Consider the following 15,554-nt stretch of genomic DNA (forward strand, 5'->3'; position numbering starts at 1 on the left):
CATGAAGTTATTTTTACGTGATCATGTTAGTTTTTTACTTCTTTATATTGTAAACTTTGTCATCATCTTCGCTTTGTATGATGCCGTTGATGGATTTCAAAACAATAAATTTTATTTTATTGTTTTGAGTATGTATCTATTCATCTGTTTTCTTGCTTACCGCTACGTTCGGAATCGCAGGTTGTATAAAAGATTAAGTGAACCACCTGAAAGAATGGAAGATGCATTCATCGAACGAGCAACTGCTCCTATGCCGCATGGCGTGAATGAACTTGTTCGTACACAATATCGTCTATTTCAGAAAGAATTGCAAACATATGAAGTCAAACAGCAGGAACATCAAATGTTTATTAATCAATGGGTTCATCAAATGAAAACGCCTGTTTCTGTTATGCAGCTGATGGCACTTGAAATGGAAGACGAACATCTTATTCCAAAGTTTAAAAAAGAACTAGAAAGATTAAATCAAGGACTGGATATGGCATTATATATGGCACGGTTAACGAACTTCCATGAAGATTTCCACGTGGAAACCATTTCATTAAAAGATGCGGTAATGAAAAATATAAACAGCTTAAAAGAACTGTTTATTAGAAGCGGTGTCTTTCCTGTTTTAGAAGTACATTCTGATTTAATGGTTGCTTCTGATGCAAAGTGGTTAAAATTTATTATTTATCAATTAATGACAAATGCTGTGCGCTATTCAGGAGAAAGAGGAAAAAAAGTATTTTTATCTGCTTCTCAAAGCGGAAAAGATATTGTTTTTGAAGTTCGGGATGAAGGTGTCGGTATTCCAGAAGAAGATATTCGCCGTGTGTTTGAACCGTTTTATACTGGGAAAAATGGGCGAACATTTGGAGAATCTACTGGTATGGGGTTATATATTGTTAGCAAAATTTGTTCTTATTTAGGTCATTCTGTCAAACTAGACTCTGAAGTTGGAAAAGGGACAAGCATCAAAATTATTTTCCATAACGCTGTCATCCATAAAACGGAAAAACATGAAAATTAACTTACAGAATTTCTATAGAAAAGTGTATGAGAAATCATTTTTTCATGCACTTTTGCAACATCTAAGAATGATTTTAAGACTGAGAGGATCTAAACATGACATTTTGGCAATTTGCATTTAAGAACGTAACACGTAACTCCCGTTCTTATTTTGCCTACTTTCTAAGCAGTTCCTTTTCTATTGCAATTTTCTTTTCATTTGCCGTGTATTTATTTCATCCTCGTTTGCAAGATGCTAATATAACTTCCAGCATCGACACCTTAATGGAGGTATCTGAGGCTGTTATTGTGTTCTTTTCATTTTTCTTTTTACTGTATTCCACTGGTACGTTTTTACAAGTTCGAAAAAAACAATTTGGCATTTTAACTGTTTTAGGTATATCGAAGAAGCAATTAAAACGACTCATTTTCATTGAAAATATGTTAATTGGACTTCTTTCTATTTTTGTTGGAATTCAAGTTGGCATTATGTTTTCACAATTTTTCTTATTGGTTACAGCAAAAATTACGCATATGCCAGGATTGTACTTATATTTTCCAAAAGGCGCGATTTTGTTAACAACAGCAGTCTTTCTTGGACTTTTTATGCTCGTATCAGCTTTCACCCCTATTTTAATTCGAACGAGAAAAGCTGTACGTCTCTTAAAAGAAGAAAAGATACATCAAAAAGAAAAAAAACCATCTATACTTATTTCTTTATTTGGAATTTCATGCTTACTTTCCGGATACATACTAGCAGCATATCCAAACTACTTTATGTCTCTAGATGATACCATTGGTGTACTATACATTGTCTCTAGTGTTTTTGTCATTCCAACACTTGTAGCAATTGGGACATACTTTTTCTTTTCACAAACTAGCTTTCTGCTCATTCATATGTTAAAAAGAAAACGGAAATTTTATATGAAACGAATTAATATGCTGTGGATTTCTGATTTAGCAAGCCGTATTCGCACAAATATTAATATGCTCTTTGTTGTAGCAATGTTGTCCACTCTCGCCTTTACCATGATTACCTTCATATATGGCTTTGGTAAATTTACAAAGGCACAAATTGTGAAAGATAATCCATTTCCATTTACTTATCTTTCCTATGATGATAATCCACTCGTTTCACAACATATAAATTGGTTAGAACAACAGCTAAAAGATGGGAAATTTGAATACAACACCATAAAAGTAGACTTGTATGGTGTATCGTTACAAAAAAGTTCGGATTTACTCTATCGAGATGACGTGTATGTATTAAAACAAAGTGATTATAATCAGTTAGCTGCTGCACTACATCATAAAAAGATTTTCTTGAAAGATGATGAAACATATGTACTACCTGGACACTCTTATGAAATTACGTTTGGTAAATGGGACCCGTCATACGAAAAACAGCCGATTATCCTTTCTCCAAATTCCTTGAAATTACACGTGCAAGGTATTGGTGATAAAAATGTGATACCCAATGGAATTGTTTCAAATATACTCATCTTGTCCGACAATACAGTACAATCGTTATCACATTCCATGAAGCATATGACGTTGTACAATTTTCAAGTACAGAATTGGGAAAATACAAATACAATAGCAGCAGCATTTATTAAAAAGCTTTACGCAGATCGCGAGAAAATTCATTCTGAAAAACCTTTATATGAAGGTTTTGAAAGAGGCAATCAACTATATGAAACGAAATTACAAGGTGCTTCCTTTTTCTTTATTGGCACGTTTCTTGGTATTATCTTCTTTATCGGTGCTGGAAGCGTACTTTACTTCCGCATGTATACGGATTTAACGAATGAGCAAGACAAGTATATTGCGATTACAAAAATTGGCTTAACAAAATCAGAAATGATACGTTCAGCTACCATTCAGCTTGCTATCTTATTTTTTGTGCCATATATAATGGCTTCCATCCATACACTGTTTGCTGCAAAAATGTTACAAGAAGTAATCAAGATATCCTTATTTGCTGAAGTTATAGTTGTTCTTACGATTTTTGGAACGATTGAAATTCTCTTTTTCCTATTAATTCGTTCACTCTATATTCAAAAATTGTCGCAGCATATTAAACTATAGGAAAAGATAAGCATAGTTAGAAAGGTGATTTATATATGGACGAAGTACTACACATAAAAAATGTATCGAAGGTATATGAGGGAAAAGTCCCTCATACTGCTCTAAAAAATATTAACTTACATGTGGTTAAAGGCGAATTTGTTGCCATTATGGGTCCGTCGGGGAGCGGCAAATCAACTTTATTAAATGTCATTTCAACAATTGATTCTCCTACATCAGGGGAAGTATTTATGAATGGAAAACAACCGCATACGTTTCGCAATGAAAAATTAGCTGTGTTTCGCCGGCAAGAATTAGGATTTGTATTTCAAAGCTTTAATTTATTAGATACGTTAACAATTGGAGAAAACATCGTTCTGCCATTAACGTTAGATAATGTCCCGCTTTCTGAAATGGACGAAAAGCTAGATACAATTTCAAACAAACTCGGAATCAATCACATTTTAAATAAACGAATTTTTGAAATTTCAGGAGGACAAGCACAGCGTACAGCAATAGCTCGTGCTGTTATTCATCAGCCATCCCTATTGCTTGCTGATGAACCGACAGGAAACTTAGATTCTAAAGCAGCTATCGATGTAATGGAGCTATTTACGAAGTTAAATACAGAGGAACGAGCTACTATTTTAATGGTGACACATGACCCATTTGCAGCTAGTTATTGCAGTCGCGTTATTTTTATTAAAGATGGTGAACTTTACAATGAACTGCACCGCGGCCTACACCGTGAAAAGTTCTATCAAGAAATATTAGATGTATTAGCATTGCTAGGAGGAAGACGTGGATGAAGTTTTGGCAATTTGCATTTAGAAATGTCGTCCGTAATTCAAGAGCTTATTTTGCTTATTTTTTAAGTAGTTCTTTTTCCATTACGGTCTTCTTTTCATTTGCTGTGTATCGGTATCATCCACGCCTGCAAAATATAGGAGACTATAAAGATACCGGACCTCTTATGAATTTAGTTGGCTTTACCCAATTTGTAATCGTAATGTTTTCTTTTTTCTTTTTGTTGTACTCCGTCGGCGCGTTTTTAAAAGTACGTAATAAGCAATTTGGCATTTTAACAATTTTAGGTATTTCAAACAGACAACTAAAACGACTTATTTTTTTAGAAAATATGCTGATTGGATTGCTTTCTATTTTTATAGGCATTCAAGTTGGTCTTGTATTTTCTAACTTTTTCTTATTAATCACCTCAAAGATTTCAGGTGTTAACGGCCTTTATTTATATTGGCCATCAGAAGCAATTTGGACAACTATAACAACATTTCTCATCCTTTTTATTATTGTATCAGTCTTTACACCTGCTTTAATTCGAACAAGGAAAGTAACTCGTCTTCTAAAAGGAGAAATGCGTACAAAGAAGGAGAAACTGCCTTCCATTGTCATTTCAATTTTTAGTTTACTGTGTTTACTTTCAGGTTATATTTTTGCGGCTTATCCACAAAGTTATATAACAGAAGAAAGCTTAACAAATGGAGTTGGTGTACTCATTATCTTAGCCATTATTCCTCTTGTTGTAGTTGGGACATACTTTCTATTCTCACAAGCTAGCTTCCTGTTCATTTGGATATTAAAAAAGAGACGACGCTTTTATATGAAAAAAACAAATATGCTTTGGATATCAGACTTGGCATCTCGAGTTCGTGTCAATATTAATATGCTTTTCATTGTAACGGTGTTATCTGCAACTGCTTTTACTATAATTACAACATTATATGCCCTTAATAAACACACAAAGGCATCTATAATTGAAACATTTCCTTTTCCATTTACTTACGCATCTTACGAAGGAAATCCATTCGAAACGAAGCATATTACAACATTAGAAAATGAATTAATGAAAGACAAATTTACATATCAAAAACATAAATCAGTTGTATATAAAGATATAGCAGCTACCGAAGCTATTTGGATTATGAAACAAAGCGACTATAATATTCTTGCTAAATTTCTAAATCGTTCTCAAATTCAACTAGCTAAAAACGAAACATATGTGATTCCAAGATATTCGCCTGTAACATTAGAATTGTTAACAAATCCTTTTCTTAAGCAAGAAAAGATTACGTTACAATCTAATAAAAAACAATTTTATATAAAAGAAATAGCAAACAAGCCAATTGCACCGCAACATGCTTGGGTATATCTTATCGTACTGTCGGATGAAGCTGTAAACGACGAAATTCCACACCTCGAACCAATTACGGTTTATAATTTCAAAGTGGATAATTGGGAAAATACTCTTCCGCTGACAAAGCGCATTTTACGTATGACCACTGCTGATGCACATAGTTTACATCCAAATCAGAATCAGCAAGAAATGCATGATAAGAAAACTCCTTTTGCTATTTATACAGCCAGTGATGAATTATATGCAGAGAAGCGATGGAATGTCGCTTACCTCTTCACCGGTACATTTCTTGGAATTATTTTCTTCATCGGAGCAGGAAGCGTTCTGTACTTCCGTATGTATACTGATTTGACGAGAGAAGCAGAAAAATATAAGACGATTACAAAAATTGGATTAACAAAGTCTGAAATGATACGTTCAGCAACAATTCAATTAGCAATACTATTTTTCGTTCCTTATACTATTGCTTCTATTCATACAATATTTGCAATTAAATTTATACAAAGTACACTCTCTTTCTCTTTAACAAAAGAAGCCATGTTCGTATTAAGCCTCTTTGGAATAGTCGAGGTCATTTTCTTTTTCCTAATTCGCTCATTTTACATTCAAAAATTATCACAACATATTAAACTGTGAATAAAATAGCCCTGTGCTCTGCACAAGGCTATTTTCAATAGTTTTTAACTTATTAGCAACAACCACCAAACCCGCCATAACCGCCGTAGCCAAAGCCGCCGCCGTAACCGCCACCGTAGCCACCGCCACAGAAGCAGGCAGCACCAATGATGATTAATAAAATGAACAATACGATTACAAGCGCAAAGCCATTGCCGTGATGACGAAATCCGCGTTCATGTTCAAAACTTTCGCCCATTGCTCTTTTCCTCCTTTAATAAAAGTCCTTCATTTGTGGGATCCTTTCAATTGGATTCCATTTATCCTATGTTTCGAATGAGAATAAGAGCTTGTTCTTTTCAAAATCAGGCTTGTTCCCATACTATATGTTATGATGTTCCAAATAAGATTGGTTTCATAATCGCTCCCGCATTAACAGATAAAGTGAAACGTTTATCAGTGGAAGTTTTCTTCATCCCTTATCTATCTTCCTCGCTTCTCTCTGAATCTTAAGTTTGGAGTCTTACTGCCGCGAATAGCGGAATAAGCGGATAAAATGCAAAAAAGCTAATCATCTACTTATGTAAATGATTAGCTTTTCACTCTTTTAAAAGGCAATATATTTATTTTGTTTTTAATTGTTTCAACAGCTCTTTAATTTCTGTTAATTCGCTTTCTATATTGTGTAATCGGCTTTGCATATTATCAATCTCTTGCTCTGCTTTATAATTGATCGCAAAGTCAATAACGGATTCATGTTTGTCACGTGTAGCTTGACGGTTTTGGCTCATCATAATAACAGGAGCTTGAAATGCTGCTATAAAAGATAAACATAAGTTCAATAAAATGAATGGCGGTGCATCAAAGTGCGCTCCTTTTGTTATAGATAGGCTATTCCAAATAATCCACCCAGCAAGAAAACATGCAAACCAGATAATGAATCGCCAACTACCTCCAAACTGTGCCATTTTATCAGCTATTCGGTCTGCCCACTTTGTTCGCTGTGTGTATTCACTATCAAGTTGGTGAAGTATTTCTGACTCGTAGCGATCTACAAGCCGGTCAATACGTGTTAAACTTTCTTGGTTTAAGTCAATATCAAAACCTTGGATTTTCGTAGCTTCTTGTTTTTGTCCTTTAATTTGCTTCCAGATTTTTTGTACCATTGTACAAACCTCCTCTCTTATAGAGGAAGTCATCTTTCCAAAGTTTATATGAAGCGGTAACTATTTTTACGCAGTAATCCGCTTCGGATATTCAGTTGTATGACTTCCTCTGACGCCGGCGTCCGGCTCTCCTATGCTTGGATTACTCATAAAATAGTTCCACCTCACTTTTTTTTCTCAAAACCCTTTATCATTATATGCTATCGTATTCCTTATGACTATGCGATTGTTGAGAAAATACACTTCATTATCTTACATTTTTATATAAAAATGTATCCCGCTATTTGCGAGCAGTAAGCCCCCATCTCAAAATTAAAAGAAAAGCGAAGAAGATAGGCCTGGCATGCGCCCGATTGGGCAAGATTTCCATCATTTTGAGATGAAGCTCCCCCAATGATGGAAGTTTCACTTTATACTAACATTTCATTAACATAACCCAGGTCATGAGTCGTTTATACTATACTTCAATCTTGCTTTGTATGAGTACCCTTATCATTTAATAACTGAAACATACATTGATGATAATCTGTTATTAATGTACTTAACTTCTCTTTATGCTTATCTTCTAGGTGTCTACCTAATTTCCAAGGTACTTTTTCTTTATATTTTTGGTCTTCCGTAGAATCTGCTTGCTGTAGTTCTTTAAACTGCATACTATCTTTGTTCATTATTAAAATTCTCCCTTATTATAAATTTCAAATGAACAAATTCTAATGTTACTGTATCCAAACAGCCTAATTCACACCTTTTTTAATATTTTTTAATAGGATACTTATATATTTTTTTCTTTTACTAAAATATTCTCATCTGAAAAGTGAAATCCCTTTTGTATATTATATGCCTGTATGTTTTACATAGTTATCGAAAGTAAATGAAAAGGCTCATCCTTTACGTACAAAGGAGAGCCTTTTTCTCTTTCAAAATCTTCATATCCGCTGCGCAAACAACCTGCCTTCTCGTAAAATATGACGCTTCAGTTCGCTATTCGACAATGTATTCAAATGAACCGCATCTACTTTCCCTGCTCCGTCCAGCTCTTCCATCAGTTGAAACCAAAGCCACTGAAACTCACCTATTGAAATATTTGTTGTCTCAATGGCTATATCATAATCCGAAGAAGGAATTGCCTCTTTTCTTGCATGAGATCCGAAGATGTACGCCACTTTTACAAATGGTGTTTCCAATAAACAATTTTGTATATGACGCAGCACCTTTTCATGCTTTTGCATATGCTCACCTCTCACATACAATGCATTGTTTCGTTATCTCTTTTAGTCTTGCCCGGTTTATGCCATACCCAAACCCAGCTTGCGCTGGAATTGTAATTTTTCCATTTTGCAGCGTTACTTCTGGTGAGATAATATCTTGTTCCCAATGCCTGTTCGAAGCTGAAATATCGCCTGGAATTGTGAAGTTTGAAAGGGATGCTAATGCAATGTTTTGTGCACGTGAAATTCCCATTTCTACCATGCCTCCGCACCAAACAGGCATACTGTGCCGCTGACAATAATCGTGAATGCGAATTGATTCTGTTAATCCACCAACTCGCCCTGGCTTTATATTGATAATACGGCAGCTCCCGAGTTCAATAGCAACCCGTGCGTCTTCTAAACAATGAATACTTTCATCTAAGCAAATGGGGGTGTCCATTTGCCGTTGCAAATAAGCATGGTCAAGAAAGTCGTTATCTGCTAGCGGCTGTTCGATCATCATTAGATCAAACTCATCTAATCGCTGCAATTGCTTCATATTATCTAACGTATACGCAGAATTCGCATCTACCATTAATGGAATAGTAGGAAACGCTCTTCGGATTTCTTGGAGCAACGCATAATCATTGTCTGGTTTGATTTTGACCTTAAAACGTTTATATCCTTCTTCCGCATACATTCCAATGCGTTTTAGCATATTAGGAATTGTATCAAGGCCAATGACAACGCCAACCTCAATCTCTCGTTTTACGCCGCCAAGCAGCGCAGCAAGCGATTGATTCTCACGCTTTGCATACAAATCCCATAATGCGCCCTCTATTCCTGCTTTCGCCATATTATTACGTTTTATATGCTGAAAAAGAGATGTGATATCAGAGGGGTGCGAAATATCATGCTCAAATAGCACTGGCAACAAAAAATCTTGCAGCATATGAAACGCTGTTATAACTGTCTCTTCTGTATACCACGGTTCTGAAAAAGCAACCACTTCCCCCCATCCGCTTCTTCCTTCTTCATCTATTAATTCAATTACAATACTTTCACGCCTTTCATACGTTCCGTAACTTGCAGCAAACGGAATAACGAGCGGCATTTCTGTTACATAAAGTATTGCCTTTGTAATTTCCATCTACATTTCCTCCAGCAACTGCCGCAGTTCACGGCGCAATAATTTTTTTGAAGCATTGCGCGGCAGTTCAGAAAGAAAATGAATACCTTTTGGCACTTTATACCGTGCAAGTCTATCTTCACAAAAAGCGAGTAGCTCTTCTGCTGTTACCTCTTCTAATTTTACAACGAATGCGACAGGAACTTGTCCCCATCTCTCATCACTTGCTCCAACGACTCCTACTTCCAAAACAGCAGGATGTGCAAGCAATACTTCCTCAATTTGTGCTGGATATATGTTCTCTCCGCCAGAAATAATTAAATCGCTGCGGCGATCTAGCACATAAAGAAAGCCATCTTCGTCGAAATAACCAATATCACCAGTATGCAGCCATCCATCTTGAATACTCTCTCTCGTTGCCTCTTCACGCTTAAAATAACCGCCTGTTACATTCGGTCCCTTCACAACAATTTCGCCAGCAGTTCCTACCGCAGCTTCCCTTCCATCTTGTTCAATGCGAAGCTGACATGGAAATAATGGTTTTCCAGCCGAGCCAACTTTCGCTAACATATAATCAGCAGCCAATGTACAAATTTGCGAGGATGTCTCTGTCATACCATAAGTTTGATACACTGGAATCCCTTTCGCGACGCATGTTTCTAACAAAGGCCTTGGAGCTGGCCCTCCGCCAAGTAATACGCAGCGAAGAGACTGTGAATATGTCCCCTCTTGGATCCTTTCTAATAAATCCGTCAGCATTTTAGATACGACTGAAATCATCGTTACTCCTCTTGTTTGTAGCGCTTCATGAATAAAATCCGGATCATACTTCGGAACAAGTAGCACCCTCATACCGTACATAATATTCTTCATTAAAAGCGATAACCCGCCTACATGAAAAAACGGTAAACATGCTAACCAACAATCATCATCACGAAGACCTAAATTAAGTGAAGAACCAACTGCACTCCACCAATGATTCCCGTACGTAAGCATCACGCCTTTTGGCTTTCCTGTTGTACCTGACGTATAAATAATCGTCATTGTATCTTCTAAAACAAACTCATTCTGCACAGTTGCTGTTTGTTTTGACAACGCTGCAACTTCTGTAAATAAGTATACGGGCACTCGCTCTGCCTCGAAATCTTCATCCGTAAGCAAACAAGAAACCTCTGCATCCTCCATTTGCCAAAGTAGCTCTTCTCTTGAAAGACGTGTATTCAGTAAAACGGCTACCGCCCCCATATAAGAAAGGGCATGAATCGTTATTACCATCTCCATACTATTTTTCATCAGAACAGCCACTTTTGTCCCTTTTTGCACTTGTAAACAAGCAAGATGTTCACAAAGTGAAAGAACTTTCTCATGAAGTTGTAAAAACGTATATATACCTTCTTCCATTTCAATCGCGGTGCGCTCCGGTGTTAAAAAAGCTCTTTGCATAAGCCAATTGGGCATTCTCTCCATATCATATTCTCCTTTCACAGAATAGAAGACTAACATAGCTTCTTTTACTTCTGACCTATTTCTTTACTTGTAACTAGTGTTACTTTATTTCTATCTTATCTATCTCTTACCTTTATATCAAATAAGAGCTCTTTGACCAGTTGTGTTTCATATGCTGCAACAAATGATTCTACATTATTTTCTTGAATGGCGAGCAAATGCTCAATACATAAAGTGAAACGCTTTTTATCTCCCCCCCCATCTTCCTCACTCCTCCCTGAATCTTGCGTTAGAAGTCTTACTGACCGTTAATTCGGAATGCATGTATAAAATTGTCGAAAAAAGAAAAAAAATCAGTTTTTTTGTTGTTTTTTTATAATTTTACTGTTATTATAAATTTAATCATATAGATGTTGGGAATGTTGCTCCTTAAATAGACTGAATTTTCAGATCTCTACACCGACATTGTGTGATTGTAAGCTCCCTCCCCGTTTTATTTTATGCCCTGCAAAAAGAACCTTTTTAAGGTTCTTTTTGTAATTAGATTAAAAGAGCGAATTCTAAGATGATTTCTATTCATAAAGACAATTTTATGAAGGTCACACTACATTGCTTAAGTACTTCTTACATATCGGTTGCTAAATGCAGCGTGAATAAACCTTCATTTGAATCGATTTATCTCAATATACAAAAAACGATATACACTTTTATCTTTAATAAGTAAAATAGATTTATAATGCAAGGAATGATTCTTACGAAAAAAAGGAGCCTCCATATGTTACAAAAACCACTAAAAGTATTTGCAACTTCTGCTATTTTAGCAACTACATTATTTACTCCTATCATGACAAATCATGTAGTTGTTCATGCTGAAACAGCTGCTACGCAAGCCGCAGCTCAATATGAACAGAGAGAATTTGATCTTCCAGCTACAGGGAGTTATTGGGATGAAGCGGAAAGAGAAAGAAGAGGACAACAAAAAACATATACTCCAACAGGAATCTATGTAAAACCGAATGAACAAGTTACAATTGAAGTATCAGGATCACAAAAGATTAGAGCTATTATTGGTACACATCAATACGATAAAGAATGGGGGAAAGAAATTGATCTTTCTCCCGGCTCTAATACCATTTCCTCCCCAAATGGTGGTTTATTAGGATTGGATAACTATCAAAATACAGGAACAATTCACGTGAAAGTAACACAAGGTGGGAGCCCTGTTCCATTCTTTGAATTAGGGAAGCATACGAAAGAAGACTGGATTGCGATGATGAATGCATGCCCAGATGCGCATGCCGTCCAACTAAAATCAGAGAAAGCGGTACTTACTGTTACTTATGATAGTGCCAAGAAGTTTATTGTGGATCAAAATCCTATTCCGTTATTAGAAAAATATGATGAAATGATTCGAGCACAAGATAAGATATCAGGGTTATCTGAAACAGACCCTAATCCTTTACATCGACCAACTCGCCGCCTTTGGGCTTTTGTAGAAAACCCTAACAAACCAGATTGGGGCATGTATGCGAGTTTGGACGGAGCCGTATTTACTACTGCTGGTAACGCAATCGAAAGTGCTTTAAATGTAAATAAATTTGGCTGGGGACAAATGCATGAAGCAGGACACGCAAGACAACAATATCCTTGGCAGTGGAATGACTTAAGAGGAATGACTGAAGTAACCGTTAATCTGTATTCTTTAGCTGCGCAAAAACAATTATTCCCGAATGAACCAACACGTTTAGAAAAAGAAGGGGATTATGAGAGAGCCTTTCAATACTTAAAACAAACAGATAAAGATTACAAAAATATTGATGACTTGTTTGTGAAGCTTGTGATGATTTGGCAACTTCAATTGGCATATGGTGATGATTTTTATCCGAATCTTCACAAACTATACCGGGAATTACCAGATACTCAACTTCCAAAAACGGATGAAGAGCAAATACAAGCATTTATTTATAACACATCCAAAGTAGCAAAACAAAACTTACTTCCGTTTTTTGATCAATGGGGACTGAAAGCATCACTTGAAACAAGACAAAAAATACAAGCTTTAAATTATCCAACATTAACTGCTCCTATTTGGGAAGCAACTGATTTTAAACATGTTCCGTTAAACACATTACCTAAGCAAAACATGAAAGTAATTGCAAGTAGTGAAGAATCAGGGCGTGAAGATGCAACTAATGCAATTGATGGAAATCCATATACAAGATGGCATAGTAAATGGAGCGAACAAAACCAATACCCATTTAATTTAACGATTGACCTTGGTGATACTCATACCATTACACAGCTCGCATATCTTCCGAGACAAGATGAATGTCCAAATGGTCGTATTTTAAACTACAACATTTACACAAGTACAGATGGTGTGAACTATCAAAAAGTAACATCTGGAACATGGGAAAATAGTACGAAACAACAATTTGCAACATTTGATCCCGTATCTGCTAAATATGTGAAATTAGAGGTGTTAAATGGAATGAACGGATATGCCTCAGCCGCAGAAGTAGATATTTTAGGAAATTAATCTATCTCAAAAACAAAAAAGACGTTATCCTGTCTATAGAATTATAGAAAAGGATAACGTTTTTTCGTCTCTCCACCTATCTCTTTATCAGTTCGATTTGCGTACATGTTTTATTTTAATAACCTATTTTATTGGTATCCATATCTCTTCTTTCGCATTTACATCGTCCGGACGATAATGATCATTCATAACTTCAAAATGTTCCCTGACGTCTAAACTATAATTGGAATTCGGTAACCATTCTTGAAAAATATACTGGAAAGTGCTCATATCAGATGCCGTTCCTTGATGGATAAAAACAGCATATAAGCCGCCTGTTAAGGTATGCGTGGATAATTCCGAAAAAGTCTCCGTTTCAAAATCTTCCACTTCAACAGCAGCCCACTTTTCATAAGCATAGTTTATATCATTCATATTTAAAGGAGTATGTAACACCTTTACAGAAAGAAAACAAGAGTTACTTCTATGAGAGATACGATTTCTTAATGGCATAAATGTTTTCCATATTTCTCTTGTGACTTCAGAATCTGTTGCAAAAGTTATTTCTCTCTTAATCCCAACAATTTTTTTTGCTGGAATGTTTACTATTTTAGGTTCCATTTTTTCTTTCCTCTCCTTATTCATATTGAGCATGAATCACTTCAGTTTAAATCCGATATTCTATATATGATATTCATAAAGTAGTTTTATCTTTTTCCAATTAAAACGAATACTGGTACTCAACGATCTGTAATTCCCATAAAATAATTGAAATACACTATGTATAGAGGTGAAATTATGAATTCTTCTTCATTTTACTCTATTGTGATCATAATTGCTTTGTTGGTCTTATGGCGTAGAACTAGGGCAATGTATCGTCCTATTAAAGGAAACGGAACTCGTCTTCTCTTACCCATATTATTTCTACTATTACCTAGTCTTTTCATAATCCTGAATCCAAATGTACATGTTGCTGCCTGGGGATGGATTTGTGCAGCTATCTTTGGGTTCCTTTTGTCAATTCCACTTATTTGGACCACTAACTATGAACTCCGATCCGATCAGCATATTTATGCTGTAAGAAACAAGAGCTTTATCATTGCCTTTCTCATCGTATTTATTATTCGATTTTTACTTCGTGATTATTTAAAATGGCTAGGTCCAGAGACAGAAGCAGCACTATTTATAACTGTAGCGCTGGGATACATCTTACCTTGGAGGATTATTTCTTTCATCAAATTTCGTCAACTATACAAAAGCCGAATCCGAACTAACGACAACATTGACTTCCGATAACCACGAAAAAAGAGACTTAATGAAAATTCATCAAGTCTCTTTTGTTCACCTTCCCGATCACTATCCAGCTACATCGGCTAGAACAATCGGTCGTTTCGCACCTTCCTGCGAGGCAAAGTACGCCTCTTGTTCTCAACGAGCCACTTTCGCTTTCATCACGGGAATCGAGGGAATTGTCCAAAGTCCGGACGGCGTTTTTCTTTAAACGCATCGCGGCCTTCTTTTGCTTCGTCTGTTGTGTAATATAATAGCGTTGCATCGCCAGCTAGTTGCTGAATACCTGCAAGCCCATCTGTATCTGCATTAAATGCAGCTTTTAAGAAACGAAGTGCCATTGGGCTGTTTGCTAAAATTTCTTCTGCCCATTTTACTGTTTCTTCTTCTAGCTGTTCTAATGGTACAACTGTGTTAATTAAGCCCATATCAAGTGCTTCTTGCGCGTTGTATTGACGACATAAGTACCAAATTTCACGTGCTTTCTTATGGCCAACCATACGAGCTAAATAGCCAGCGCCGTATCCACCATCAAAGCTACCTACTTTTGGACCTGTTTGGCCAAATACTGCGTTATCTGCTGCGATTGTTAAATCACATACGATGTGAAGAACATGTCCACCACCGATTGCATAACCTGCTACCATCGCGATAACTGGTTTTGGAATCGCGCGAATTAAACGTTGTAAGTCTAATACGTTTAGGCGCGGGATTTGGTCCTCACCAACATATCCGCCATGACCGCGAACCTTTTGGTCACCGCCAGAACAGAATGCACGGCCACCTTCACCTGTTAAAATGATAACGCCAACATTTTGATCATCTCTTGCATGTGCAAAAGCATCGATTAACTCCATTACCGTTTTTGGACGGAATGCATTATGTACTTCAGGACGGTTAATCGAAATTTTTGCGATTCCATTGTATGTGGAGTAAATAATATCTTCATAATTACCTTCTTTTACCCATTCAATAGTCATTTTGTCTCTAC

The 15,554-nt window shown here is 36.2% G+C and carries 14 protein-coding genes; 6 read left to right on the forward strand and 8 right to left on the reverse strand.

What is annotated here, in order from left to right; translation table 11 throughout:
* The first annotated feature begins 1 nt into the window (after position 1).
* The 4 genes from WAX78_RS22190 to WAX78_RS22205 all read left to right on the forward strand — a co-directional run bounded on the left by WAX78_RS22190 (position 2) and on the right by WAX78_RS22205 (position 5,845).
* A complete protein-coding gene (locus WAX78_RS22190) occupies positions 2 to 1,012 on the forward strand; it encodes a sensor histidine kinase (RefSeq protein WP_336484227.1) in 1,011 nt (336 codons plus the stop codon).
* A 95-nt stretch (positions 1,013 to 1,107) separates the two neighbouring features.
* Entirely contained in the window at positions 1,108 to 3,078 is a 1,971-nt protein-coding gene (locus WAX78_RS22195) for an ABC transporter permease (RefSeq protein ID WP_336484229.1), read from the forward strand.
* A gap of 35 nt (positions 3,079 to 3,113) precedes the next feature.
* Positions 3,114 to 3,866 carry an ABC transporter ATP-binding protein gene (locus WAX78_RS22200; protein WP_336484230.1) on the forward strand — a complete coding sequence of 251 codons (753 nt, stop codon included), beginning with the start codon at positions 3,114 to 3,116 and terminating at the stop codon, positions 3,864 to 3,866.
* Entirely contained in the window at positions 3,863 to 5,845 is a 1,983-nt protein-coding gene (locus WAX78_RS22205; RefSeq protein ID WP_336484231.1) for an ABC transporter permease, read from the forward strand. Before WAX78_RS22200 ends, WAX78_RS22205 begins: the two co-directional genes overlap by 4 nt.
* Before the next feature lie 52 nt (positions 5,846 to 5,897).
* Here the strand turns inward: WAX78_RS22205 and WAX78_RS22210 are convergent, their stop codons facing one another.
* The 6 genes from WAX78_RS22210 to WAX78_RS22235 all read right to left on the reverse strand — a co-directional run bounded on the left by WAX78_RS22210 (position 5,898) and on the right by WAX78_RS22235 (position 10,776).
* Positions 5,898 to 6,083, reverse strand: coding sequence for a YjcZ family sporulation protein (locus WAX78_RS22210; protein ID WP_336484232.1), 186 nt, complete (start codon positions 6,081 to 6,083; stop codon positions 5,898 to 5,900).
* Positions 6,084 to 6,447: 364 nt separating this feature from the next.
* Positions 6,448 to 6,990: a DUF1003 domain-containing protein gene (locus WAX78_RS22215; protein WP_336484234.1), complete on the reverse strand. Its 543-nt coding sequence runs from the start codon at positions 6,988 to 6,990 to the stop codon at positions 6,448 to 6,450.
* Between the two features lie 464 nt (positions 6,991 to 7,454).
* On the reverse strand, positions 7,455 to 7,658 hold the full coding sequence (locus WAX78_RS22220; protein WP_336484235.1) for a hypothetical protein: 204 nt from the start codon (positions 7,656 to 7,658) through the stop codon (positions 7,455 to 7,457).
* Positions 7,659 to 7,916: 258 nt separating this feature from the next.
* A complete protein-coding gene (locus WAX78_RS22225; RefSeq protein ID WP_336484236.1) occupies positions 7,917 to 8,219 on the reverse strand; it encodes a nucleotidyltransferase family protein in 303 nt (100 codons plus the stop codon).
* Positions 8,220 to 8,223: 4 nt separating this feature from the next.
* Positions 8,224 to 9,330: an o-succinylbenzoate synthase gene (menC, locus tag WAX78_RS22230; protein ID WP_336484238.1), complete on the reverse strand. Its 1,107-nt coding sequence runs from the start codon at positions 9,328 to 9,330 to the stop codon at positions 8,224 to 8,226.
* Positions 9,331 to 10,776, reverse strand: a complete 1,446-nt coding sequence (locus WAX78_RS22235; RefSeq protein ID WP_336484240.1) for an o-succinylbenzoate--CoA ligase — start codon at positions 10,774 to 10,776, stop codon at positions 9,331 to 9,333. It abuts the gene before it with no gap.
* 754 nt (positions 10,777 to 11,530) lie between these two features.
* Between WAX78_RS22235 and WAX78_RS22240 the strand changes: the two genes are divergently transcribed.
* Positions 11,531 to 13,294 carry a M60 family metallopeptidase gene (locus tag WAX78_RS22240; protein WP_336484241.1) on the forward strand — a complete coding sequence of 588 codons (1,764 nt, stop codon included), beginning with the start codon at positions 11,531 to 11,533 and terminating at the stop codon, positions 13,292 to 13,294.
* A 123-nt stretch (positions 13,295 to 13,417) separates the two neighbouring features.
* Here the strand turns inward: WAX78_RS22240 and WAX78_RS22245 are convergent, their stop codons facing one another.
* The gene (locus WAX78_RS22245; protein WP_336484242.1) at positions 13,418 to 13,894 is read right to left on the reverse strand and encodes a GyrI-like domain-containing protein; all 477 of its coding nucleotides are present in this window, start codon (positions 13,892 to 13,894) and stop codon (positions 13,418 to 13,420) included.
* 177 nt (positions 13,895 to 14,071) lie between these two features.
* On the opposite strand from WAX78_RS22245, the gene WAX78_RS22250 reads away from it, so the two are divergent.
* Positions 14,072 to 14,569 (forward strand): CcdC protein domain-containing protein, encoded by a 498-nt coding sequence (locus WAX78_RS22250; protein ID WP_336484244.1) that lies wholly within the window; start codon positions 14,072 to 14,074, stop codon positions 14,567 to 14,569.
* 155 nt (positions 14,570 to 14,724) lie between these two features.
* Here WAX78_RS22250 and menB read toward each other — a convergent pair whose 3' ends face one another.
* A complete protein-coding gene (menB, locus tag WAX78_RS22255; RefSeq protein ID WP_336484269.1) occupies positions 14,725 to 15,543 on the reverse strand; it encodes a 1,4-dihydroxy-2-naphthoyl-CoA synthase in 819 nt (272 codons plus the stop codon).
* Positions 15,544 to 15,554: the final 11 nt, after the last annotated feature.

This window comes from Bacillus yunxiaonensis (genome assembly GCF_037104695.1).
In the GTDB taxonomy this organism is placed as follows: domain Bacteria; phylum Bacillota; class Bacilli; order Bacillales; family Bacillaceae_G; genus Bacillus_A; species Bacillus_A yunxiaonensis.